Origin of the sequence: Brevibacterium yomogidense (genome assembly GCF_900163715.1) — a bacterium.
GTDB classification, from domain to species: domain Bacteria; phylum Actinomycetota; class Actinomycetes; order Actinomycetales; family Brevibacteriaceae; genus Brevibacterium; species Brevibacterium yomogidense_A.
In genome coordinates this window covers 522,442-546,559 of sequence record NZ_FWFF01000017.1, presented here as the reverse complement: position 1 = coordinate 546,559, position 24,118 = coordinate 522,442, and the positions used below count along the sequence as shown (strand labels likewise).

22 protein-coding genes are annotated in these 24,118 nt (G+C 69.3%); 6 read left to right on the top strand and 16 right to left on the bottom strand.

Features of this window, described 5'->3' with window-relative positions:
• Nucleotides 1-62: 62 nt before the first annotated feature.
• The 7 genes from truB to rimP all read right to left on the bottom strand — a co-directional run bounded on the left by truB (nucleotide 63) and on the right by rimP (nucleotide 7,704).
• Nucleotides 63-1,016 (bottom strand): tRNA pseudouridine(55) synthase TruB, encoded by a 954-nt coding sequence (truB, locus tag FM105_RS11410; RefSeq protein ID WP_087008236.1) that lies wholly within the window; start codon nucleotides 1,014-1,016, stop codon nucleotides 63-65.
• Between the two features lie 11 nt (nucleotides 1,017-1,027).
• A complete protein-coding gene (locus FM105_RS14935) occupies nucleotides 1,028-1,849 on the bottom strand; it encodes a hypothetical protein (protein ID WP_087008234.1) in 822 nt (273 codons plus the stop codon).
• A gap of 313 nt (nucleotides 1,850-2,162) precedes the next feature.
• The gene (gene rbfA / locus FM105_RS11400; RefSeq protein WP_087008232.1) at nucleotides 2,163-2,645 is read right to left on the bottom strand and encodes a 30S ribosome-binding factor RbfA; all 483 of its coding nucleotides are present in this window, start codon (nucleotides 2,643-2,645) and stop codon (nucleotides 2,163-2,165) included.
• A gap of 100 nt (nucleotides 2,646-2,745) precedes the next feature.
• Nucleotides 2,746-5,634: a translation initiation factor IF-2 gene (gene infB / locus FM105_RS11395; protein ID WP_087008230.1), complete on the bottom strand. Its 2,889-nt coding sequence runs from the start codon at nucleotides 5,632-5,634 to the stop codon at nucleotides 2,746-2,748.
• A 109-nt stretch (nucleotides 5,635-5,743) separates the two neighbouring features.
• The gene (locus FM105_RS15055) at nucleotides 5,744-6,016 is read right to left on the bottom strand and encodes a YlxR family protein (protein ID WP_373404782.1); all 273 of its coding nucleotides are present in this window, start codon (nucleotides 6,014-6,016) and stop codon (nucleotides 5,744-5,746) included.
• A 122-nt stretch (nucleotides 6,017-6,138) separates the two neighbouring features.
• Entirely contained in the window at nucleotides 6,139-7,098 is a 960-nt protein-coding gene (nusA, locus tag FM105_RS11385; protein WP_087008229.1) for a transcription termination factor NusA, read from the bottom strand.
• Between the two features lie 123 nt (nucleotides 7,099-7,221).
• Complete coding sequence (rimP, locus tag FM105_RS11380; protein ID WP_087008227.1) at nucleotides 7,222-7,704, bottom strand: ribosome maturation factor RimP; 483 nt, start codon at nucleotides 7,702-7,704, stop codon at nucleotides 7,222-7,224.
• A 121-nt stretch (nucleotides 7,705-7,825) separates the two neighbouring features.
• On the opposite strand from rimP, the gene FM105_RS11375 reads away from it, so the two are divergent.
• Together FM105_RS11375 and FM105_RS11370 are read left to right on the top strand one after the other, a co-directional pair.
• The gene (locus FM105_RS11375; protein WP_087008225.1) at nucleotides 7,826-8,776 is read left to right on the top strand and encodes a hypothetical protein; all 951 of its coding nucleotides are present in this window, start codon (nucleotides 7,826-7,828) and stop codon (nucleotides 8,774-8,776) included.
• On the top strand, nucleotides 8,773-9,792 hold the full coding sequence (locus FM105_RS11370) for an aminoglycoside phosphotransferase family protein (RefSeq protein ID WP_087008223.1): 1,020 nt from the start codon (nucleotides 8,773-8,775) through the stop codon (nucleotides 9,790-9,792). The genes FM105_RS11375 and FM105_RS11370 overlap by 4 nt, the downstream gene beginning before the upstream one ends.
• A gap of 3 nt (nucleotides 9,793-9,795) precedes the next feature.
• On the opposite strand, the gene FM105_RS11365 is transcribed toward FM105_RS11370, so the two are convergent.
• Nucleotides 9,796-10,608 (bottom strand): TSUP family transporter, encoded by an 813-nt coding sequence (locus FM105_RS11365; protein WP_087008221.1) that lies wholly within the window; start codon nucleotides 10,606-10,608, stop codon nucleotides 9,796-9,798.
• Nucleotides 10,605-12,437: a proline--tRNA ligase gene (locus tag FM105_RS11360; RefSeq protein WP_087008220.1), complete on the bottom strand. Its 1,833-nt coding sequence runs from the start codon at nucleotides 12,435-12,437 to the stop codon at nucleotides 10,605-10,607. The genes FM105_RS11365 and FM105_RS11360 overlap by 4 nt, the downstream gene beginning before the upstream one ends.
• Nucleotides 12,438-12,622: 185 nt before the next feature.
• On the opposite strand from FM105_RS11360, the gene FM105_RS11355 reads away from it, so the two are divergent.
• Entirely contained in the window at nucleotides 12,623-13,552 is a 930-nt protein-coding gene (locus tag FM105_RS11355; RefSeq protein WP_087008218.1) for a carbon-nitrogen hydrolase family protein, read from the top strand.
• Between the two features lie 135 nt (nucleotides 13,553-13,687).
• On the opposite strand, the gene FM105_RS11350 is transcribed toward FM105_RS11355, so the two are convergent.
• From FM105_RS11350 to FM105_RS11340, 3 genes are all read right to left on the bottom strand, one after another.
• Nucleotides 13,688-14,641 (bottom strand): cytochrome b/b6 domain-containing protein, encoded by a 954-nt coding sequence (locus FM105_RS11350; RefSeq protein ID WP_087008217.1) that lies wholly within the window; start codon nucleotides 14,639-14,641, stop codon nucleotides 13,688-13,690.
• A 195-nt stretch (nucleotides 14,642-14,836) separates the two neighbouring features.
• A complete protein-coding gene (locus tag FM105_RS11345; protein WP_143275877.1) occupies nucleotides 14,837-15,091 on the bottom strand; it encodes a hypothetical protein in 255 nt (84 codons plus the stop codon).
• Nucleotides 15,078-15,773, bottom strand: coding sequence for a hypothetical protein (locus tag FM105_RS11340; RefSeq protein ID WP_087008213.1), 696 nt, complete (start codon nucleotides 15,771-15,773; stop codon nucleotides 15,078-15,080). The genes FM105_RS11345 and FM105_RS11340 overlap by 14 nt, the downstream gene beginning before the upstream one ends.
• 29 nt (nucleotides 15,774-15,802) lie before the next feature.
• Here FM105_RS11340 and FM105_RS11335 point away from each other — a divergent pair, with 29 nt between their 5' ends.
• Complete coding sequence (locus FM105_RS11335) at nucleotides 15,803-16,195, top strand: RNA-binding S4 domain-containing protein (RefSeq protein WP_087008211.1); 393 nt, start codon at nucleotides 15,803-15,805, stop codon at nucleotides 16,193-16,195.
• Between the two features lie 11 nt (nucleotides 16,196-16,206).
• Here FM105_RS11335 and FM105_RS11330 read toward each other — a convergent pair whose 3' ends face one another.
• The 4 genes from FM105_RS11330 to dxr form a co-directional block, all read right to left on the bottom strand.
• Nucleotides 16,207-17,040, bottom strand: coding sequence for a GNAT family N-acetyltransferase (locus FM105_RS11330; protein ID WP_256970356.1), 834 nt, complete (start codon nucleotides 17,038-17,040; stop codon nucleotides 16,207-16,209).
• 55 nt (nucleotides 17,041-17,095) lie between these two features.
• Nucleotides 17,096-18,244 carry a flavodoxin-dependent (E)-4-hydroxy-3-methylbut-2-enyl-diphosphate synthase gene (gene ispG, locus FM105_RS11325; RefSeq protein WP_087008207.1) on the bottom strand — a complete coding sequence of 383 codons (1,149 nt, stop codon included), beginning with the start codon at nucleotides 18,242-18,244 and terminating at the stop codon, nucleotides 17,096-17,098.
• 103 nt (nucleotides 18,245-18,347) lie between these two features.
• Entirely contained in the window at nucleotides 18,348-19,754 is a 1,407-nt protein-coding gene (locus FM105_RS11320) for a M50 family metallopeptidase (RefSeq protein WP_087008205.1), read from the bottom strand.
• Nucleotides 19,751-21,052: a 1-deoxy-D-xylulose-5-phosphate reductoisomerase gene (gene dxr / locus FM105_RS11315; protein ID WP_087008204.1), complete on the bottom strand. Its 1,302-nt coding sequence runs from the start codon at nucleotides 21,050-21,052 to the stop codon at nucleotides 19,751-19,753. Before dxr ends, FM105_RS11320 begins: the two co-directional genes overlap by 4 nt.
• A 105-nt stretch (nucleotides 21,053-21,157) precedes the next feature.
• On the opposite strand from dxr, the gene FM105_RS11310 reads away from it, so the two are divergent.
• The gene (locus tag FM105_RS11310; RefSeq protein ID WP_087008202.1) at nucleotides 21,158-22,375 is read left to right on the top strand and encodes an acyl-CoA dehydrogenase family protein; all 1,218 of its coding nucleotides are present in this window, start codon (nucleotides 21,158-21,160) and stop codon (nucleotides 22,373-22,375) included.
• A gap of 20 nt (nucleotides 22,376-22,395) precedes the next feature.
• Complete coding sequence (locus FM105_RS11305) at nucleotides 22,396-24,042, top strand: long-chain-fatty-acid--CoA ligase (protein WP_087008201.1); 1,647 nt, start codon at nucleotides 22,396-22,398, stop codon at nucleotides 24,040-24,042.
• Nucleotides 24,043-24,118 lie beyond the last annotated feature (76 nt).

Here is a 24,118-nt window from a genome sequence, read left to right as displayed (position 1 = left end):
TTTCGGTTGCATCGTAAAATGCAACTACATTAAGTTGCTTCCAGCCTCAGCGGGCGGCGTACTCAGGCAGGGAAGACGACTCTGGACTTGAACGAATCGTCGCGCCGATCGAGCACGGCCACCAGTTCGCAATGCTCCCCTCTCTCTGCACCGCTGATCGCGGCGTACGGCTCCGGAGCCGCGGGAGCGCTGAGCGCGGACTGTGCGAGGAACCGACCCTGCCGCAGCTGCACGGCCTGCTCGGCGGACACCTCGATGGTCGGCAGCAGTGCGGCCGCGGCGGCGGCCGGCGTGATGAGCTCCGGAACCGGAGCATGCGCGTCGAAGTCGGGGACGGTGAGCGCCTCGTCGATCGGGAAGTCGCCGACGCGCGTGCGACGGAGTGCGGTGAGGTGGCCGAAGGCGCCGAGCGCATTGCCGAGGTCCCGCGCCAGCGCGCGGACATAGGTCCCGGATGAGCAGTCGACGACGACGTCGACGTCCACGACACCGTGCTCAGCCCCGTCCTCGGCGACGGCAGTCGAGCTGCGGAGAGCGGAGACGACGTCGAAACGGGAGACCGTCACGGGGCGGGCGTCGAGCTCGACGTCTTCGCCGGCCCGCACACGGGCGTAGGCCCTGCGGCCGTCCACCTTGATGGCCGACACGGCGCTGGGCCGCTGCAGGATGTCTCCGCGCAGGGACCCGAGGGCGCCCTCGATCCGCTCCAGATCCAGTGCTGCCAGGCGGTCGGCCTGGGCGAAGCGGTCCGGGGCGGAATCGGCGTCGTCGGTGGGCGTCGACGCGCCCAGCCGGATGGTGGCGGTGTAGGTCTTGCCGAGGCCCACGGCGAATGTGAGAAGCCGGGTGGAGGGCCCGACCCCGACGACCAGGACGCCCGTGGCCATCGGGTCGAGCGTGCCCGCATGCCCGACCTTGCGCGTCCCCAGCCACTTCCTGACGCGGGAGACGACACGGTGGCTCGACCATCCGGCGGGCTTGTCGAGCAGCAGGAACCCGTTCGGCGCAGCGGCCACGGCAGGCCGGATCAGTTCACCGAGACGTGGACGTGGTCGTAGTGGTTGGCGGTGACCGAACCGCGGTCCTCCATCGCACGACCGGACCAGCCCGTGTAGGAGGCGTAGATCTTCTGCTCCCAGATCACGTACTTGACGTTGAGCTTGTCCTTGTTCTGGATCAGGTAGTCCTTGATGGAGTCGCCCGTCGAACCGGAGATCATGATGTCGACGGCGTTGCCGCTGTTGTGATCCGAGCCCGGATCGGCACGGCGCCCGCCGTACGAAGAGACCTCGGGGAATTCGGCGCACACCGCGCGGTACGCCGCGGTGCCGCCAGGAGTGAGACCGGATTCGATCTCCGACGATACGGAGCAGGGCGCCTCGGACACTCCGCCCCCGGAGCCTCCGGACCCGGAGGAATCAGACTCGGAGGATTCGGACCCAGAACCCGATTCTGCGTCTGCACCGGCACTGCCGGCCGCCGAGCTCACGCTGCGGTCAGCCGACGGCGAGCTCGGGGTCGGCGTGGGTGTCGGGACGGCGGTCATGCTCGAATCGCCGCCACCGCCGTACCGGTCGTCGTCCTTGAGGGACTCGGCGTAGTCCTCGCGCTCGCGATCGAGCTCCTCCTGCTGCTCCTCCTCAGAGGGAGCCGAGGCCTCCGCGTCGGCCGACTGCGTGTCGACGTCGCTCACCTGCGCGGTGTCCTCAGCAGTGACGGTCCCGCCGGACTCCGCCTGACCCATGGCGAAGGTCGAGGCGACGATGCCGACGGTCGCGGCGGCGGGAAGGGCGATCGCGGCGACCATGGGACGCTGGCGAACCGTGTGGAGGACACCCGTTGCGGTCATCTCCCGGTCCTGTGCGGGGCCGCCGTGCCTGCCCTGGGGCTTGCGGTGCAGCGTTGCCACCGCGCCCGCAAAATCGCGTGCGGTCGTGACCCAGGACTGCTGAGGTGTCGAGTGCTTACCCAATCGGATGTTCCTTCACAGATTCGTGATCGTTCCGTTACCTCGAGCAAGTGTACTCATCTCACGGGCGAGCACAAGTCTTCCCGTGATACGCCTGGTCACACGCGTGGAGGGCGGCCTCTGCGGCCGCCCTCCACGGGTGTGATCTTCTGTAACGTGACCGTGACAGTCACGGTCGAACCATCAGTTCGAGTCAGTCATGAGACCGATCCTGCGCACCGGAGTCGGCACCGGACTCCGCGTCCGATGCCTCCTCGTCCGGACCGCGACGATACGGGTCGGGGTCCCCCACGGGGTCAGCATCACGCGCCAGTTCCGCGATCTCCGCGTCACGGGCCTTCGCCCGTGCCAGGAGCTCATCGAGCTCTGCCGCAGCGGCGGGGACCGCGTCAGCCACGAACTCGATCGTCGGAGTCAGACGGATCGTCAGGCCCTTGCCGACCTCAGAGCGGATGAGCCCGCGGGCCGATTCGAGTGCGGCGCGGGTCGCCTCGAGGTCCGTGTCCGTCCCGAACACCGTGTAGAAGACGGTGGCGTTCTGGAGATCACCCGTCAGTCGGACGTCGGTCACCGTCACGAAGCCGAGCCGCGGGTCCTTGACCCGCTTCTCGAGCGTACTGGCGACGATCACCTTGATCCGGTCGGCGACCTTCCGTGCTCGTGTCGAATCTGCCATGGGGGCTCCCTGTCATGGATGGATGTGTGCGAGGACGCCCGTGGGCGGCTGCGATGACGCGGTCTGCGCCACCGCAGCCGCCCCCGGACGGTCATGCGAGTCAGTCGCGCGGCTTCTCGCGCATCTCGAATGTCTCGATGAGGTCGCCCTCGCGGACGTTGTTGAAGCTGCCCAGGCCGATACCGCATTCGAAGCCCTCGCGGACCTCGGTGGCATCGTCCTTGAACCGTCGCAGCGATTCGATCGTGAGGTTGTCGCCCACGACCACGCCATCGCGCGTGAGACGCGCCTTGGCGTTCCGCTTGATGGTCCCGTCCCTGACGATGGAACCGGCGATATTGCCCCACTTGGACGAGCGGAAGACCTCGCGGATCTCCGCGGAGCCCGTGTGGGCCTCCTCGAACTCCGGCTTGAGCATGCCCTTGAGCGAGCCCTCGATGTCGTCGATCGCGTCGTAGATCACCGAGTAGTACCGGACGTCGACGCCCTCGGCCTCTGCCAGGTCGCGCGCCTTCGCCTCCGGGCGGACGTTGAAGCCGACGACGATCGCGTTGTCGACCGTCGCGAGGTTGATGTCGTTCTCCGTGATCGCACCGACACCGCGGTGGATGATCCGGATGTCGACATCGTCGCCCACGTCGATCTTGAGGAGCGAGTCCTCGAGTGCTTCGACCGCACCGGACACATCGCCCTTGAGGATGAGGTTGAGCATGTCGACCTTGCCCTCTTCGAGCGCCTGCGTGAACGATTCGAGGCTGATCCGCTTCCGGCTGCGTGCCTGCTGAGCGTTCCGCTCGATCGCATCGCGCTTCTCCGCGATCTGTCGAGCAGTCCGGTCATCGCCAGTCGCGAGGAACGTATCGCCGGCGCGCGGCACGGACGACAGGCCGAGCACCTGCACGGGGCGGGACGGACCCGCCTCCTCGACCAGGTTGCCGTTCTCGTCGAACATCGCACGGACGCGTCCGTGCGCGGTGCCGCAGACGATGGCATCGCCCTGACGCAGAGTGCCGGAGTCGACGAGCACGGTCGCGACGGCGCCGCGGCCCTTGTCGAGCTTGGCCTCGATCGCGATGCCCTGTGCACGACGGTTCGGGTTCGCCTCGAGCACGAGTGCCGCATCCGTCGTGAGGAGCACGGATTCGAGCAGCTTGTCGATGCCCTCGCGCTTGAGTGCGGAGATCGGGACGAACATCGTCTCGCCGCCGTACTCCTCCGCCACGAGGTTGTACTCGGTCAGCTGCTGCATGACCTTCTGCGGGTTGGCGCCCTCCTTGTCGACCTTGTTCACCGCCACCACGATCGGCACATCGGCCGCCTGCGCGTGGTTCAGCGCCTCGATCGTCTGCGGCATGACGCCGTCGTCCGCTGCGACCACGAGGATCGCGACGTCCGTCGCCTTCGCACCGCGGGCTCGCATCGCCGTGAACGCTTCGTGGCCCGGGGTGTCCAGGAACGTGATCGCACGCTCCGCGCCCTCGTGCTCGACGTTCACCTGGTACGCACCGATGTGCTGTGTGATGCCGCCGGCCTCGCCGCCGGCCACGTTGGCGGACCGCACCGCGTCGAGCGTCTTGGTCTTGCCGTGGTCGACGTGGCCCATGACGGTGACGACCGGCGGGCGGGGGCGCATGTCCTCTTCGTCGCCCTCCTCCGTCAGATCGATGTCGAAGGTCTCGAGGAGCTCGCGGTCCTCGTCCTCCGGGGACACCATCTCGATCTTGTAGCCGAGCTCGTCCGCGAGGACACCGAAGGTGGCCTCATCGAGCGACGCGGTGATCGTCGCCATCTCGCCCAGGTGGAAGAGGATCGTGACGAGGTTCGTCGGATCGGTGTTGATCTTGTCCGCGAAGTCCGCGAGCGACGAACCGCGGCGCAGGCGCAGCGGCGTGCTGCCGTCTCCGCGAGGGACCGAGACGCCGCCGACCGACGGAGCCTGCATCTGCTCGAGCTCTGCGCGCTTCGCCCGCTTCGACTTGCGTCCGCGTGCCGGACGTCCACCGCCGCGGCCGAATGCGCCCTGCGTGTTGCCGCGACCGCGACCGGAGCCGCGACCGGGAGGGCCGCCACCGGGACGCCCCCTGTTCGCCGGTGCTCCGGGGGCACCGCCCGGCGCGCCGCCGGGACCGCCGCCGGGTCGGCCCCGACCGCCGGTGCCGGGCTTGGCGAGTGCCGAGTTCTTGAGCATCCCCGGGTTGGGGCGCGGAACTCCGGGGCGGGGTCCGCCGCCGCCGGGCTTCGGCGCTGCGCCGGGACGAGGTCCCGCAGCGCCGGCACCGGGCTTGGGGCCCGGCTTCGCACCCGGCTTGGGCATGCCCTGGGACGGAGCGAACGGATTGTTGCCAGGACGGCCGCCGCCGGCACCGCGCGGAGCACGGGGCCCCGGCTTGGGGCCTGGCTTCGCGCCCGGCTTGGGCATGCCCTGGGACGGAGCGAACGGATTGTTGCCGGGACGGCCGCCGCCGGGCTTCGGCGATGCGGAGTCCTGCTCAGCCGCCGGCGCCTCGGGAGCGGGCTTGGGACCCGGCTTCGCAGCGGGACCCGGCTTCGCGGCCGGTGCGGCGACGGGATCCGTCTTCTCCGCAGGTGCCTCGCTCTGCGCGGGGGCAGCCGGCTCTGCAGCCGGTGCGGGTTTCGCAGCGGGCGCGTTCTTGGCCGCCGGCGCGGGCTTGGTCGCGCCGGGCTTCGGAGCGGAACCGGGCTTCGGCGCGGGTGCCTTGGGGCCGGGCTTCGCAGCCGGTGCCGGCTTCGCGGCTCCGGGCTTCGGAGCGGCACCCGGCTTGGGCGCCGATGCCTTCGTCTCCGACTTCGCGGAATCGGCGGTCCTGCCCTGCGCCTCGTACGCCTCTGTCAGGCGACGGACGATCGGGGCTTCGACCGTGGATGATGCGGAGCGGACGTATTCGCCCATCTCCTGAAGTGTGCTGAGCACTTCCTTGCTTGTTGTGCCGAGCTGCTTCGCAAGCTCATGGACACGGGGCTTGGCCACTTTTCTCCTGTCCGGGTCCTCCCGGGCAGGAAGGACCGCATCAGGGTCGTGCAGTCCTCATCTCACTGCTCACGACCGTTGTTTCGAGTCATCATCGGGCGACACTCATCTACACGGAATCCATCCGAGATACCTGCTTCCTGTGGTCCCATCCCTCGTCGCACGGCAGGTCCGGACCGGGTGCACCGGGTGACCTGAGCGCCGTGGCGAAGGCTCTCTTCGCGCGTGCCTTCTTCCAGCACGCGGCCGAATCATGGATCCATGCGCCCCGTCCGGGGAGCACGCGATCCGCGTCGACGACGATTCGGGGTTCGTCCGTCCCGCGCACGACCATCCGCAGGAGCTGCGTCTGGGGGGCGCGACGGCGGCAGGCGATGCACATCCGGGTCGGTACCCGGTGGGACTGCACTGCCATCGACACCAGAGCAGTCTACAGCACCGAGGCCTGGGCCCCTGCTCGCGCACGTGTGTCGTGCGCGACGGGCGGGCGTGCGGTGAGCGCCGTCAGCCTGCGACGATGTCGATCTTCCAGTTGGTGAGGCGCGCGGCCAGTCGGGCGTTCTGGCCCTCCTTGCCGATCGCGAGCGACAGCTGGTCCGCGGGGACCGTGGCCCGTGCGGATCGCTGCGCGGCGTCCAGCACCTCGACGCTCTTCACCTTCGCGGGCGAGAGTGCCTGTGCGATGAAGGCGGCGGGGTCCGTGGACCAGTCGACGATGTCGATCTTCTCCTGGCCGAGCTCAGCCATGACGGAGCGGACGCGCGATCCGAGTTCGCCGATGCACGCGCCCTTGGCGTTGACGCCCGCCGCCGTGGCATGGACCGCCATCTTCGTGCGGTGCCCGGCCTCCCGCGCCAGCGCCGTGATCTCCACGGTCCCGTCCGCGATCTCCGGCGCCTCGTGCGCGAAGAGTCGGCGCACCAGGTCGGGGTGGCTGCGCGACACGGTGATCGCGGGGCCCCTCGTCCCCTTCCGCACGTCGACGATCAGCACGCGGATGCGTTCGCCGTGGTCGTAGCTCTCGCCCGGCACCTGCTCGTGCGGCGGGAGGACGCCTTCGACGTCGCCCAGATCCACCTGCACCATCTGCGGATCCCGTCCCTGCTGGATGCGACCGGAGACCAGCTCCCCCTCGCGATCCTTGAATGACCCCAGCACGGAATCATCCGCGACATCGCGCAGACGCTGGTGGATGACGTTGCGGGCGGTCATCGCCGCGATGCGGCCGAAGTCCTCCGGAGTGTCGTCGAACTCACCGATCGGGATGTCGTCGTTGTCGAACTCCACCGCCCAGATGGTTGCCGTGCCCGTCTTCGTGTCGATCTGGGCACGGGCGTCCTGCCATGCTCCCGGCGTGCGCTGATAGGCCAGCAGCAGCGCCTGTTCGATGAGCTCGACGAGGGTATCGAACGGGATCTCCTTGTCCGTTTCGATCATCCTCAGGGCGCTGAGGTCGATGTCCATCTCTTCCCGTCCTTCTCAGTGGTGCGCTCAGTGGTGCTGCGCGGCGCGGCGTGTCCCGGGATGTCCGCCCCGCACTGCAGGGCCCGTCCCGGGCTCACCACTATAGGCGAACGTCCGCCCCGGTCAGCGCAGGGAGACGACGACTCGGGCCGCCGCGACCTCCGCGAAGGGGATCCGATCGCCGTCCCGGACGCCGTCCAGCACGATCCCGGCTGCGTCCGCGTCCGCGAGGACGCCCTCGACGGTCTCGCCGCTGTTCGGGGCCCCTTCCTCCGCCCGGAGTTCCGCGTGCACGCGCCGTCCACGGGCGCGCCGGAAGTGACGGGGCTCGGTCAGCGGACGCTCGGCGCCCGGGGAAGTGACCTCGAGCGTGTAGGGGTGCTCTCCCCAGACCTCGATCCCGTCGAGGACCTCGGAGACCGTGCGGGTCGCCTCCGTGACCGTGTCGAACGGCACGGGATCCGAGTGATCCGCATCGAGGTCGATGACGACGGTGAGCGTCCGATGCCGACCGGCGGCGTGGGCGCGGACCTCCTCGACGACCAGCCCCGCCTCGGCGAGTGGACCCGCGAGCTCGTCGCGGATGCTGTCTGTGTGGAGTGCCATGTATCCCTTTCGCGTGCGTTCGGGCGACCCGTCGGACGCCTCCACGGAAGCCTAGCGACCTGCGGCTACGATTGTCCCCATGCGCAGGCGAGGGAGTGTTCGAGGACCCGTTCGTCGAACGGTGCTCGTCGCGGCCCTCGGCCTCGTCACAGCGGGCGCCACCGGCTGCGGGATACGCCTCGATCGGGATCCGCGGATGCCCGACCTCTCCCCCGTGGACGTGCTGCGCGACGCTGTGGCGCGCACGCTCGCGGCCACGGAGGCGGACGACGAGGCGGCAGACGCGATCACTGCGTTCGCCGCCGCGGTCGGACCTCCGTGGAACCCGCCCGAGGGCCTCGCCGAACCGGTGCCGCCGCCCAATCCGGAACCCTCCCCGCTCACCGCGGCGGACGGGCTCGCCGATGCGGCCCGGCGCTTCGTCGACGCCTCGCCCGGACTGGGCCGCGGCACGGACCTCACCGCCGTGGTCCTCGCGGATGTGGCCGCAGGTGCCCTGCTGCACCTCAGCGATCTGGACCCCGAGGCCGCGGGATCGATCCGCGACGACCTCGCCGGTGCGGTGCGTACCGCGCTCGACGGTGGGCGCACCGATGGCGACGCGACCGGCGCACCCGTCGACCCGAGCGGATCCTCGTCCGCCGCCGACGGCGCGGGAGTGCACCCGCTCGTCGCCCTCATCACCGCGGCGCACATAGCGGAGTACGTGTACGAGCGGGCGTCGGTGCACCTGCCCGCCGACGCGCCCGCGCGGCAGGAGTCGCACTCCAGGATCGCGGGGCTCAGCGGGATCACGGCGATCGCACCGTCGCTCGCGGAGAACGTGTCCGTCCCCTCCAGCTCCCCCGCCTGGGACGTGGCCGAACCGCCCGAGGACGCTCAGACCGCGCTCGCGGCGATACGCGACGCGGAGGACTCCCTGGTCGGGCGGCTGTGGAGCGCACGCAGCACCGTTCCGCCCGCGGTCTTCCTGTCGTGGTTGGACGACAGCGCACGCGCGCGCCGCCGCGCCGACGGCTTCCAGGACCTGCGCTTCGAGGTCACCCAGCGGACTCCCGAGGAGGACGGATGAGAGTTCCGAACGTGCTGTATGAGACGGCGCGGGAGATCAACGGGGAGCATCACACCCACGCGTGGACCCGGGCGCTCGACTTCATGGTCATCGAGCTCGTCGATCGCTGGGGCCTCACCCTCGACCCGCAGCCCACGAGTCCGTGGGCTGGCTGCGAATCGCTGGTCCTCCCCGTCCTGACCCAGGAGCGTCGCCCCGCGATCATCCGCTTCGCGGCGCCGAACGTGGACAACCCGCGCGTCCACGCGCAGATCCTCGACGCGCTCCGCGCGTGGAACGGTCGCGGGGCCGTGCAGGTGCTGGCGGATGACTCGAGCTTCCGGGCGACGCTCCAGGAGCGGCTGCGGACGGAGACGAACCTCTCAGCACTCCCCCTGGACCAGGTGCCGGCGACGTGGGGGCAGCTCGCCCAGGCGCTGCGGGTGCCCGGGGTGCCGGGTCTGGTCCGCGTCCAGGACATCGCCGCAGGGTGGCTCGATCGCTTCGAGACCGACTCCGCCCTGCTAAGGGATTTCCCCGACTTCACCTTGGCGGACTGGTCCGTCGTGAACGCTGCGCGGATGTGGATCGAACGGCTCGCACGCTCGGAGGAGTCGTGGCTGCTCCACGCGGACCTCCATTACTACAACATCCTCGCCGGGCACCCCGACGCCTCGGGGATCGCGACGTGGAAGGCCATCGACCCGCAGCCGCTCACCGGGCCCGCCGAATACATGATCGCGCCCCTCCTCTGGAACCGGATGGCGGAGATCCCCGCGGTGGACCCGGAGGGGCAGGCCGCGTGGCTGCGCGAGTTCGCCGCGGAGCTGTGCAGATGTGCAGCCGTCGACCCCGCGCTGGGCGTCGGCGCCGCCGTCGCACGCGAGGTGGAGAACATGTTCTGGTACCTGCGCTCCGCACTGGGCGGCACGCAGAAGGCCTGGGGCGATGCGGCCCGTTCGCTGTGGGTCGCCCGAGCGCTCTCGCACGTCAGCGTGCACGGCGTGAGTGCCCACCGGCTCAAGCCGCTGGGCTGAGCCTCAGCGCCCGAGTGCCCCGGAGAGCATGGACCATCCCATGCTCAGCACCATCGCACCCACGACCACGATGAAGACGACGCGGACGAACCCGCTGCCCAGGCGGATCGCCGTCCGCGCTCCGATGTAGCCGCCCGTCAGGTTGCCCAGCGCCATCGCCAGGCCCAGGGACCACACGACGTGGCCTGCGGGGATGAAGAACAGCAGCGCACCGAGGTTCGTGGCCCAGTTGATGACCTTGCTCGAGGCGGACGCCTGCAGGAAGCTGAAGCCGATCAGTGCGACGAAGCCGATCACGAGGAATGACCCCGTCCCCGGCCCGAGCGCGCCGTCGTAGACACCGACGAAGAAGCCCAGCGCCCATGCCGAGGTGTGGTGGGCCGCGGAGTCCGGCGGGAACCGCAGACGCGCCTCAGCCCCCAGGCTGGGCTTCATGAGTGTGAAGACCGCGACTGCCACGAGCACGGCGAGGATCGCCGGGCGCAGCACCGCCTCGGGCATGAGCGCGGCGAGCATCGCGCCCAGCACCGATCCGACGAGCGCGAGGCCCGCGGCGGGGAACGTCGCGGACCGATCCGGGGTGACGCGTCGCAGGTACGTCAGGGACGAGACCGTCGTCCCGGCGATCGACCCCACCTTGTTGGTCGCGAGTGCCTGGACGGCGGTGATCCCGGGCACCAGCAGCAGCGCGGGGAGCTGGACGAGGCCTCCGCCTCCCACCACCGCATCGATCCACCCGGCGAGCAGTCCGACGGCGAACAGGAGCAGGATGAGCCCCAGCGTCACCTCGATGGCCGAGCCTGCCGCAGCGGTCACACGAGGTAGGTGGTGCGGGAATCGCCGACGAGCGCGTAGCCGGCGTCGACCTGGTCCACGACCGCCGCGACCGCGTCTGCGACTGCGACGTCAGCGGACGTGCCGTCTGCACGATTCCGCAGCTCGACGTTCCCGTCCTTGAGACCACGGCCCACCACGAGGACCGTGGGGATCCCCAGGAGCTCCGCATCGCCGAACTTCACACCCGGGCTCGTCTTGGGCCTGTCGTCGAGCAGCACGCGGAGGCCGCGGGTCTCGAGCTCAGCGGTCAGTGCTTCTGCGGTCTCGAAGATCGAGGCGTCCTTGCCGGTGGCGACGATGTGGACATCCGCGGGCGCGAGGTGCTGCGGCCAGATGAGACCGCGGTCGTCGTGGTACTCCTCCGCGATGCACGCCATGACGCGGGACACGCCCACACCGTAGGAGCCCATCGTCACGACGCGGGACTTGCCGTTCTCGTCGAGGACCGTCAGCCCCAGCGCCTCGGCGTACTTGCGGCCCAGCTTGAAGACCTGGCCGATCTCCACACCGCGGGCGAGCTCCAGCGGACCGGAGCCGTCCGGTGCCTCGTCGCCGGGACGGATCTCAGAGGCCTCGATCGTGCCGTCCGCCACGAAGTCGCGTCCGAAGACGAGGTCGAAGACATGGTGCCCGTGCTGGTTCGCACCGGTGACCCACCGGGTACCGTCCGCGATCCGCGGATCGACGAGATAGCGGAGACCTGACGCGCCCTCGAGTCCCAGGAAGGGCTCCTCCAGCGAGATTCCGGGTCCGATGTAGCCCTTGACCAGCTGAGGCAGGCCCGCGAGGTCGGCCTCGGTCGCGGGCTCCACGGCGATCTCGCCGTCGCCCAGTCGTCCCGTGCCCTCGGCGCGGTCCAGGTCGACGTCGCGGTCGCCTGGCAGACCGATGACCATCACCTCGCGCTCACCGTTCGCATGGGTGACCGCGACGACGACGTTCTTCAGCGTGTCTGCAGCGGTCCAGGGCCGATCCTCGCGCGGCTGCTGCGCGTTGGCCGCGTCGACGAGCGTTGCGATCGTCGGAGTGTCCGGGGTCGGCTCGATGTGCGCCTGCGGGGTGTCCGTCCAGGCGACGGGCTCCGGAGCCACCGTCGTGACGGCTTCGACGTTCGCCGCGTAGCCGCCCGCGGTGCGCACGTAGGTGTCCTCGCCGACGGCGGACGGGTAGAGGAACTCCTCTGTGCCGGCGCCGCCCATAGCACCCGGAGTCGCCTCGACGATCACATACGGCAGGCGCAGCCGGTCGTAGATGCGGACGTACGCCTCCCGCATCGCATGGTAGGACGCGTCGAGGCCCTCGTCATCGAGGTCGAAGGAGTACGCGTCCTTCATGATGAATTCGCGACCGCGCAGCAGACCCGCACGCGGGCGGGCCTCATCGCGGTACTTCGTCTGGATCTGGTAGAGGCTGAGCGGCAGGTCCTTGTAGGAGCCGTAGAGGTCCTTGACGAGAAGCGTGAAGACCTCTTCATGGGTGGGCGCGAGCAGGTAGTCGCCCTCCCTGCGGTCCTTGAGCTCGAAGAGGAGGTCGCCGAACGCCTCCCAGCGGCCCGATGCCTTGTACGGCTCCGCCGGAAGCAGCGCGGGGAAGTGCACCTCCTGCGATCCCGCCCGCTCGATCTCCTGCCGCACGACCGTCTCGATGCGCCGCAGCACTGCGAGGCCCAGCGGCAGCCACGTGTAGATGCCCGGGGCGGAGCGGCGGATGTAGCCGGCGCGGTGGAGGAGCTTGTGGCTCGCGACCTCGGCGTCTGCCGGGTCCTCCTTGAGAGAACGCACAAACAGACTGGACATGCGCAGGGGCACAGGCACTCCTCGAAGGACGGATCGACGACGGGACGGACGCTGGAACTCTATCACCGGGCCGGTGACCGGACCGAGGAATCGCAGAGCCCCCGTGCCGAGGCGAACGCACGGGGCCTGGACCTTCCGCCGCAACAGTGAGTGCACTAACGTTCTGGATGGAAGCCCACCATCCCGAGGAGCACAGCATGAGCACGACGACCGTCGCCGTCATCCAGTCCGGACCCATCCCCTTCGACTCCCCTGCGACCGCACGGAAGGTCGCGGACCTCATCGCCGATGCGGCCGGACGGGGCGCACGTCTCGCGGTGCTGCCCGAGGCGATGATCGGCACGTATCCGAAGGGCCTCACCTTCGGCGCGCCCCTGGGGAAGCGCACCGAGCAGGGGCGCGATGAGTACGCGCGGTACGCCGCCGCGGCCGTCTCGCTCGACGGGGAGGAGATCGCCACGGTCGCGGAGGCCGCAGCGAGACACGATGTGTTCGTGGTCGTGGGCATCATCGAGAAGGACGGCGGGACCCTCTACTGCACCTCCGTCCACATCAGTCCCGAGGCCGGGGTCGTCGGACACCATCGCAAACTCATGCCGACCGGAGCCGAGCGGCTGGTGTGGGGCTTCGGGGACGGCTCGACGCTGCCCGTCGACGACACGGGCTTCGGACGCGTGGGATCGGTCATCTGCTGGGAGAACTACATGCCGCTGATGCGGCAGGCGATGTATGCGAAGGGAGTCGAGATCTACTGCGCACCCACCGTCGACGACCGCGACTCCTGGCAGTCGACGATGCAGCACATCGCACTCGAGGGACGGTGCTTCGTCCTCGGGTCGTGCCAGGCGATCCGACGGGATGCATTCGCCGACGACTACGACTCCGTGCTGGAGGGGGACGACGCGGGCTACCTGATCCGCGGCGGCAGCGTCATCATCGGGCCGTCCGGCGATGTGCTGGCCGGGCCCGTGTACGACCGCGAGGCGATCCTCACCGCCGACATCGACGTGGCCGAGCGCTCCCGCTTCACCTTCGACTTCGACCCGACCGGTCACTACGCACGACCCGACGTGTTCTCCCTGACCGTCGATGAGCGGCCCAAGCCCTCCGTCCGATTCGACGCCTGAGACGGCCTGAGACGGCCTGAGACGGCCCCAGACTGCCCGAGGCGGCATCGCAGGACGCGCGAACGCCCGGCCCCATCATTCATGGGTGCCGGGCGTTCGCGCGTCCTGCGGACGGGGCTGAGGAGACCGCTCCCGTCAGCGGCTCACCTTGCCGAACATGTTGGCGATGGGGGTGAGGAAGATCGGCCGCGCCAGGAACCAGGCTGCGACCATGACGACGATCGAGAGCGCGAACATGATGAACGCGAACCACGGTGCGTCGGGGGACGCCGCATACATGTGCTGGAGGTTGCCGAAGATCCCGTGGCCGCCCACGACCGCACCGACGAACACGAGGAAGACGTGGATCACGATGAAGACGAGGAAGAACACCATCGTCGGGAAGTGGAGTGCGCGTGCCACCGGAGCCGGGAAGATCTTGTTGATCCCCGAGTCCTCCGGCCAGGCGTTCGACATCCGCAGGCCGGTGATGAGCGAGATCGGCGCAGCGATGAAGATGACCGTGAAGTAGGCGAGCAGCTGGAGGGCGTTGTAGTTCGTCCAGCCCATCTCCGCCGGCCAGTCCAGGGACGCGTACTGCAGCGCCGAGGAGATCGCATGCGGGAAGATGTCCCAGCTGAGCGGGACCACGCGCTTCCACTGGTCCGTCGCGAAGAGCAGCACGAAGAACACGATGCCGTTGAGGACCCACAGTGCGTCGACCATGTAGTGCGTCCAGAGGTTCATCGTGATCTTCGCAGGAGCCTTCTTCGTCTTGATGAGGCCCTTGTTGTTCCGGGTCCAGTGGCCCTTGGGCCGCTCCGTGATCCGCACGAGGATGCCGGTGCGGATGATGAGGAGCATGAAGAACGCGTTGAGGAAGTGCTGCCAGCCGAGCCATGCGGGCAGACCCGACTCGACCTCATTCACCGGGTCCTGCCCCGGGTACTTCTCGATGAAGGCCTCGACCGACGGGATCGTGCGCAACCAGATCGCGATGAGCACGATGATTGCGAGCACGACGATCGCGCCGCCGGCGATGAGGGCGGGCTTGATGAAGGGCTGGACGTCGAAGCCGCCCTTCTTCTTGTTCTTGGAGGACGTGTTCACGCGCGCCTTCCTGGTCCAGCGGCGGGAGCACGGACGGCCGCCGAGGGCGGTTGCCGACTCCACACCGGAAATGGGATGCAGATGTTCGTGACTGAGCATAGCGTGAGAGTTCTAACGACCGTTAAGCGACCCCTCTCGCCTGCGCCGTCGAACTCAATCGGCAGGGGTCGCTCGGCAGCGGTCAGCCAGCAGGGGTCAGCCAGCAGGGGTCAGCTGGCCCTCAGTCTCCCCTGTGCTCTGGTCATTCACGGTGACCAGCGTCGGGTAGTGCTCGGAGAGCTCTGCGTGCATCGCCCCGGCCGCGGCCTCGAGCTCGTGCGGATCCCCACCCGCGTGCGTGAGATCGATGCCGACGGTGCACTCTGCACCCGCATAGGCCGCAACCTCGGCGTTCCGCCCGCTGCACACGACCCCGACGAAAGCGGCCTCCTCGAACTCACGGCTGTCCACGGCGGCCAGGACAGAGCCCACGAGCCCCCCCTGCGGTTCCATAGCCGGGTCCCTCGACCGTGGCGTGGACCTCGGGCATCTCCTGCGCATTCGTGCTTCCCGTGACGGTCGTCGCGTCGAGCCCCGCCTGCTCCGTGGCGGACACCGTCGCGTCGAAGGCATCGACGAGCTCGGCCTGCGCCTCGGACGTCACACCGGCGCTGAGCTCGCCCGTCGGTGCGATGTCCAGTCTCACGCGTGTGGCCGGTTCGGCGTCCGTCACCAGCGGTGCGATGCGATCGTCCAGGAGGATCCCGACCGCAGCGGCGAGATGCTCCTGGGAGTCGGCGCCCTCGCGGAGGACGGAGAGTGACGCACCCTCCGGCGACTCGAGGTCGACTGTCCCCAGCTCGTCGTCGATGAACCGCCACGCGTGTTCGGACACCGACACCGCATCGGCGCCCTCGGCCACGACTCCGTGGAAGCCGTTCGCCCCGGCTTCGGCTTCTGAGAAGAGTCCGTCGGGCAGCTCACTGACGAATTCCTGACGCATCCGCTCAGCGTCCTCCGGGCTGGGCGGTCCGCAGCCGATCAGCCCGATCACAGCGACGGCGAGTATCGCCGCGGTCTGGAGCGCTCGTCGTCCGACGCACTGAGATACCACGGGGATGTCCCTCTCCTCGAGCCACTCGGTTTCATCCACACGATATCCCCCGCGGGTAGTCTGCATGCATGCCGGAACCGGATGTCACCCCAGGAGCCTCGATGCGGGTCGACGTGTGGCTGTGGGCAGTGCGCATGTTCCGCGCACGCTCCGCCGCCACCGCCGCGGCGAAGGGCGGTCACGTCCACGTCGACGGAGCCCGGGTCAAGCCTGCTTCGAAGATCACGGCCGGGCAGACGATCCGTGCGCGCACTCCGGGCGGGGAGCGCATCCTCGTCGTCCGCGCGATGCTGTCCACGCGCGCCGGGGCACCGATCGCGCGGCAGTGCTACGAGGACCGCACGCCTCCCCCGGACCCCGCACTGCGCGCTCCTGTGCCGCGCCGGGACAAGGGGATGGGGCGGCCCACGAAGAAGGACAGACGGGACATGGACAGGCTGCGGGGACGGTCGTCCAGGTAGACGGGCACTCGTCAGTACATGACGGTCGCGAAGGTGCCGCGCTGGACGTAGCCGGCCTTCTCGTACACGCGCAGCGCAGGAGCGTTGTAGGAGTTCGCGTACAGGCTCACCGTCGGGGCGACATGCTGCATCGTGTGGGCCGAGACGGCCACCATCGCGGCACTCGCGATCCCCCGCCCGCGGAAGTCCGGGTGGGTCCACACCCCCTGCACCTGGACCGCGGAAGCGGACCGGATCCCCAGATCCGCCTTGAAGACCACCTGCTGCCAGCTGCCGGCTGCGGGCCATTCGCGGATCGGGCCGCCGTCGGGTCCCCGCTCCGACATGACGAGCAGAGTGCTGCGGTGGTCGAGCAGGCTGCGCACTCGCGCACGGTACTCGCGCTGCCCGTGCTCGATCGGAGAGAAGCCCACCTCCTCCGTGAACATCTCCACGGACGCGGCGAAGACCGGGGCGAAGTCTGCGGCGACACCCAGTCGCACACCGGGGTGGGCGAACACATCCGGGTCCCGTTCGCAGACGAGGAGGGGCTGCGCGGGCCGTACTCCCCGCGCCTCTCCCCAGTTCAGCTGATCCGTGAGGTCGAGGACCCATGAGGCGTCGCCGATGAACGAGGTCGACCAGCGTCCCCGCGCATTGAGCAGGGTGGCGATCGGCCTGTTCGTCTCCGGTGTCGCGTCGACGGCGACGACGCTCCCTCCCAGCCAGTACGCGGCGATCGGTCCGAACTCGTCGAACACTCCGTAGAGCGTGCCGGAGGGGCCGGAGATGTCCGCTGAGCCCCGCGCGTTCACGAGTGCCAGCAGATAGCAGTTCCGCGCCGGGTCCGCCTGCAGGACGTGCATGAGCCAGTCCGTGTACCGGTGTGTGAGCGGTTGGATCCTCACCGAGCGTGCGGGGTCATCCGACGACGACCTCGGCAGCGCCCTGGGCCAGGCCGCTCTCGTCCGCGATCCGCATGGCCTCTTCGATGAGCGTCTCGACGATCGCGGATTCCGGCACCGTCTTGATGACCTCGCCCTTGACGAAGATCTGTCCCTTGCCGTTGCCGCTCGCGACTCCCAGGTCGGCTTCCCGCGCTTCGCCGGGTCCGTTGACGACGCAGCCCATGACGGCGACGCGCAGCGGCACCTCGAGCCCTTCGAGGCCTGCTGTCACCTTGTCCGCGAGCGAGTAGACGTCCACCTGGGCGCGGCCGCAGGACGGGCAGGACACGATCTCCAGCTTGCGCGGGCGCAGATTCAGCGATTCGAGGATCTGATTGCCGACCTTGATCTCCTCGACCGGGGGTGCGGACAGGGACACGCGGATGGTGTCGCCGATCCCCTGGCTGAGCAGCGTGCCGAATGCGGTGGCGGACTTGATCGTCCCCTGGAACGCAGGTCCTGCCTCCGTCACGCCCAGGTGCAGCGGCCAGTCGCCGCGCTCTGCGAGCAGTTCGTACGCACGGACCATGATGACGGGGTCATTGTGCTTCACGGAGATCTTGAAGTCGTTGAAGCCGTGCTCCTCGAAGAGCGATGCCTCCCAGACCGCGGACTCGACGAGCGCCTCCGGCGTCGCCTTGCCGTACTTCTCCATCAGCCGCTTGTCCAGGGAACCGGCGTTCACGCCGATGCGGATGGAAACGCCGGCGTCGGCCGCCTCCTTCGAGATCTGCTTGACCTGATCATCGAACTTGCGGATGTTGCCCGGGTTCACGCGCACCGCCGCACAGCCGGCCTCGATCGCCTTGTAGACGTACTTGGGCTGGAAGTGGATGTCCGCGATGACCGGGATCTGGGACTTCTGCGCGATCGCCGGGAGCGCCTCAGCGTCCTCTGTCGCGGGGCAGGCCACGCGCACGATGTCGCAGCCGGCCGCCGTGAGTTCTGCGATCTGCTGCAGAGTGCCGTTGATGTCGGTGGTCTTCGTCGTCGTCATGGACTGGACGGAGACCTGATGGTCGGACCCGACACCCACCTTGCCGACCTTGATCTGCCGCGTCTTCCTGCGCGGCGAGAGGACGGGTGGAGGAGGTGCGGGCATACCCAGGTTCACTGCGGTCACAGATGTGGTTCCCTTCGAGCAGGTCGGGTCCGGACGTCGTCCACCATGGTACTCCGCGGCCCCGGGAACACCCTGGACGCCGGGGGTGAGGCGGGGCACGCCGCTAGGCGCCGAACAGGCGCACGGGTTTGACGATGTCGACGTACAGGAGCAGCGCCGTCATCGCCAGGAAGCACGCGACGACGACGTAGGTCAGCGGCAGCAGCCGCGCAGTGTCGAACGGGCCGACGATCCCCCGGCCCCGCCACGTGCTGATCCTCCGGCGGGCACCCTCGTAGAGCGCGACGGCGATGTGCCCGCCGTCCAGGGGCAGGAGCGGCACCATGTTGAAGGCGAAGAGGAACAGGTTGAGGGAGGCGAAGAGCCCGACGCCGGTCTGCGCCTTGTCGACCATGTCGAGCGTGATGACCTCGCCGCTGGCGGTCTCGACCTCGTCCGTCGACGCGATCTCACCGGCGACCCGGCCCACTCCCACCATGCCCATCGGGCCCTCCGGATCACGCGGCTCGTCCGAGAAGGCGACGTGCGCGATCTCCACGAGCTTCTGCGGGAGAGTGGCGAGCGCGTAGAACGTGTCGCCGACCGCCTGCGCGGCCTCCACGGGGAACTCGACCACCGGGATCGGCTGGTACTCCTGCGTCGGGCCCACGCCCAGGAACCCTGCGGACACCGTCCTCGTGGTGCCGTCGGCTTCCACGATCGGCTCACCGTCGTCGTCGAGCGCAGGGCGCTCCGTCTCGATGATCGGCACGTCGAGGGTGCGCTCCTCGCCCGCGCGCTCGATCGTGACGGGCACGGTCTGCCCGGCGGCGTCGCGGATCAGCTCCGTCATCGTGTCCCAATCCGTCGCGGGACTCCCGTCGACGGCGAGGATCTCATCCCCCGGTTCGATGCCGAGCTCCCACGCGGGGGTGAGCTGGTCGTCGGGCTGGCACTCCGCCTGCTCCTCCGCTGAACGCTCCGCTGCGACCTGCGCGGGCACGGCGCATTCGACGACGGTCTGCACCGTGGTCGTGGGGGCGGGCACACCGATGGCCAGGAGGCTCACGGCGAGCGCGAGGATCCCCAGGACCAGGTTGACGAAGGGACCGCCGAACATGACGGCGAGTCGCTTCGGCACGCTCAGCGCGTAGAACGCGCGGTGTTCCTCCCCCGGTTCCAGCTCCTCGTTCGAGAACGCGCGTGCGTCCTCCATCGCCCCGGCGAACAGTCGGGGCCTCCTGCGGCGGGCGCGGCGGCCGCTGCCGTCCAGTCGGGTGTTCGACTTGTCCTCCGGCGGGTACATGCCGGGCATCGCGATGAAGCCGCCCAGCGGCAGCGCCTTGACCCCGTACACGGTCTCGCCCCGGCGCTTCGCCCACAGGGTGGGGCCGAATCCGATCATGTACCGGGTGACCTTCACCCCGAACCGCTTGGCCGGGACGAGGTGCCCGAGCTCGTGCAGCGCGATGGAGGCGGAGATGCCGACGAGGAAGAGGACGACGCCGATCGTGTAGAGCAGCGCGGTCATGCGGTGGCGGCTCCCTCACCGGTGCGGCGGGCTATCCACTCGCTGGCAAACACGCGCGCACGTTCGTCCGCCGCAAGCACCGCCTCGCGGGTGAGCGGTGTGGCCGCATCTGATCTCCCAACGTCAGAGCGGGCGGCCCCCTCCGCAGCGGTGAAGCCGTCCCCGTCGGTCTCGTGTCCGCGGCCGTGCTCCGCGAGTGCCGCGGCGATGCCGTCCGCGATCCCGGTGAAGGGGATGCGGCGGTCGTGGAAGGCGTCGACGAGCACTTCGTTCGCCGCGTTGTAGACGGCGGGGAAGGTCCCGCCGCGACGGCCCGCGTCCACTGCCAGCCCGAGTGCGGGGAACGCCTCGTGATCGACGGGTTCGAAGGTCCACGTGCTCGCTCGCGTCCAGTCGTTGGCGGGGGCACCGGAGCTGATCCGCTCCCCCGCTCCCAGCGCGTAGGCGATGGGCAGGCGCATGTCCGGGGGCGACACCTGGGCGATCGTCGAGCCGTCGGTGAACTCGACCATCGAGTGCACCTGGCTCTGCGGGTGGACGACGACCTCGATCCGCTCGTAGGGGATGCCGAACAGCAGGTGGGCCTCGATGACCTCGAGGCCCTTGTTGACCAGACCGGCGGAGTTCGTCGTGACGACGCGTCCCATGTCCCACGTGGGGTGGGCGAGAGCCTGCTCCGGCGTCACGGCCATCAGCTGCTCGCGGGTGAACCCGCGGAAGGGCCCCCCGGATGCTGTCACGATGAGCTTCGACACCTCGTCCGCACGACCCGCGCGCAGCGCCTGGGCGATCGCCGAGTGCTCGCTGTCGACAGGGATGAGCTTCGCTCCCGAGGCCGCAGCGGCCCCCAGCACCACGTCGCCTCCGATGATGAGGGACTCCTTGTTCGCCAGTGCGACGTCCGTGCTGGCCTCCAGCGCCGCCAGGGTCCCGTCGAGGCCCGCGGCACCCGTCACGGCGTTGAGCACGACGTCGGTGGGCAGCGCGGCGATCGCCGCAGGGGCCTCCGGGCCGATCTCAATCACCTCGACCGGGTCCGGCAGAGACTGGCGGGCGGCTTCGGAGGCGAGGGCGGAGCGGATGGCGGCCCGGGCCTCGGCGGCGGTGCCGGCAGGCGGGAGCGCCAGACCGATCGCGGGGACGGAGAACTCCACGGCCTGGGCCGCGAGCTCCGCCAGGTTCCCGCCGGCGGCGAGCCCCGTCACGCGGAAGCGTCCCCGATGCAGCCGGAGCACGTCGCGGGCCTGGGTGCCGATCGAGCCTGTGGCTCCGATTACACTGAGTCGTCGTACAGTCACAGTCCCCGATCATCGCATCGTTCCTGAAGAGTTCGCTGATCGGGGGAACCCCACTGCGGCACCGCGAGGCGGCTTCCCGCAGTGATCGAGAGGAAGGACGCGCACATGGCCGTCACCAAGGGGAAGACCCAGACTCCGGATCAGATCCTGCAGGTCGATGAGATCTTCGAGAAGGAGGACCTGGAGTGGGCGGGGGTCGTCCGCAGCTGGCTGGACGAGCACGTCCGCGACAGCATCGGTGACTGGTACCTCGACGGCACCATCCCCGCTCGTGAGCTGGCCGAGGGCCTCGGCGAGCTGGGTGTGCTCGGCATGCACCTCGAGGGGTACGAGTGCGCAGGCTCCACGGCGACGCAGTACGGCCTGGCCTGCCGCGAGCTGGAGGCCGTGGACTCAGGTCTGCGCTCGCTCGTGAGCGTCCAGGGCTCGCTCGCGATGTTCTCGATCCACCACTGGGGCTCCGAGGAGCAGAAGCAGGAGTGGCTGCCGCGGATGGCCGCCGGCAAGGCGATCGGCTGCTTCGGCCTCACGGAGCCGGACGTCGGCTCCGACCCCGCGGGCATGAAGACCCGCGCGACGAAGGACGGGTCCGACTGGATCCTCAACGGCGCGAAGATGTGGATCACGAACTCGCCGGTCTCCGATGTCATGGTCGTCTGGGCCAAGACGGACGAGGTCAACGAGAAGACCGGCGAGAAGGGTGTCGTCCGCGGCTTCGTGGTGCCCTCGGACACCCCCGGTGTGGAGACCCCCGAGGTCCAGCGGAAGCTGTCGCTGCGCGCGTCGATCACCGGTGAGATCGTGCTCGACAACGTGCGCCTGCCGGAATCCGCCATGCTGCCGAAGGCGTCCGGCCTCAAGGGCCCGCTGTCCGCGCTGTCCGAGGCCCGTTACGGCATCGTGTTCGGCGTGACCGGCGCCGCGCGCGACTCCCTGGAGGAGGCGCTGCGCTACACCGACACGCGCATCCAGTTCGATCGCCCGCTGTCGTCGTTCCAGATCTCGCAGCAGAAGCTCGCGAAGGCGTTCGGGCAGTACTCCGCGATCACGCTCACGGCCGCCCACATCGGCCGCCTCAAGGACTCCCCCGCCGGGGTGCGTCCCGAGCAGATCAGCCTGGGCAAGATGGTGAACGTCGACACCGCCATGAACATCGCGCGCGACCTGCGCGCCCTGTTCGGCGGATCCGGCATCACCAGCGAGTACTCGCCGCTGCGGCACGCGATCAACCTCGAGACCGTCCTCACCTACGAGGGCACCCATGAGGTCCACCAGCTCACGCTGGGCCGTGCGATGACCGGCATCAACGCCTTCGCGAACTGAGAACTGAGGAGGACGACACTGTGGAGACGTGGAAGACGGAGCTCACGCCACTGACCTTCCTCGCGAGGTCGGCGGCGGTGTACCCGGACAGGACCGCCCTGGTCTACGGCGACGACACCTGGACCTACGCGCAGCTGCACGCGGCGGTCGAGCACCGCGCGCGTGCCCTGCGCGCCGCGGGGATCCAGCCCGGCGACCGAGTCGCCTACATGATGCCGAACCTGCCGGAGATGCTCATCGCGCAGTTCGCGGTGCCGCTCATCGATGCCGTGCTGGTGTCCATCAACACCCGCCTCGCTCCCGAGGAGGTCCGCTACATCTGCGACCACTCCGGCGCGAAGGCACTGGTCCTGGACACCGTCTACTGGCCGGACATCACGCAGGTCGCCCCTGAGCTCGAGTCGGTCCTCACCATCGTGCTGGCCGAGGACACCCAGCACGCGGACCAGCCCGCGGGCCGTGCGCACCCCGCGGGCACCCGCGTCCTGACGCTGGACGACTTCCTGGCGGGGGCCGACCAGGACGACACCGACCTCGTCTGGGCCGTCGCGGATGAGGACCAGACCCTGTCGATCAACTACACCTCGGGGACCACCGGGCGGCCCAAGGGCGTCATGTACTCCCACCGCGGCGCCTACCTCAACGCGCTGTCGGAGATCGTGCACTCCGGGTTCGGCAAGGACTCCGTCTACCTGTGGACGCTGCCCATGTTCCACTGCAGCGGCTGGTGCACCGGATGGGCGCTCGCAGCCGCGGGCGGCGTCCAGGTCTGCCTGCGCGAGGTCCGGGGCCCGGTCATCTGGAACCTCATCGACACGCACGGCGTCACGCACCTCAACGGAGCCCCGACCGTCGTCTCCACGATCATGGACGCGGCCGAGGCACATGATCTCGAGCACCGCCTCGTCATCACGACCGCGGCCGCACCGCCCAGCCCGTCGATGCTGTCGCGCATGGCCGCCATGGGCTTCGAGATCGTCCACGTGTACGGGCTCACGGAGACCTACGGGCCCTACACGGTGTGCGAGTGGCAGGAGACGTGGAGCGACCTGGACGGGGAGGCGCGCTCCGCGAAGCTCGCCCGCCAGGGCGTCGGCATGCTCACCGCCGACCGCGTCCGTGTGGTCCGCACCGACGTCGAGGGCGAGGAGCTGGTCGACGTGCCGGCCGACGCGACGACGATGGGCGAGGTCGTGATGCGGGGCAACAACGTCATGAAGGGCTACTACAACGACGAAGCTGCCACAGCCACCGCGTTCGCCGGCGGCTGGTTCCACTCCGGCGACCTGGGGGTCATGCACCCGGACGGGTACGTCGAGCTGCGCGACCGTGCGAAGGACGTCGTCGTGTCCGGCGGGGAGAACATCTCGACCATCGAGGTCGAGCAGGCGATCGCCGCGCACCCGGACGTCGACGACGTCGCGGTCGTGGGGATCCCCGACGACAAGTGGGGAGAGCGCCCCAAGGCGTTCGTCGTGCTCAAGGAAGGCTCGAGCGTCGCGGAGGAGGACATGTCCGAGTTCCTCCGCGACCGCCTCGCGCGCTACAAGACCCCTCGAGCGTTCGAGTTCCTCCCGGTCCTGCCCAAGACCTCCACCGGCAAGATCCAGAAGTACACGCTGCGTGAGAAGGAGTGGGAGGGCCACGGCTCGCGCATCAAGGGCTGAGTGGGTCGCTGGCTGGGTGAGGCGCGGGCTGAGTGGGTTGCAGACTGAGCGAGGCGCGGGCTGAGTGAGGCTCCGG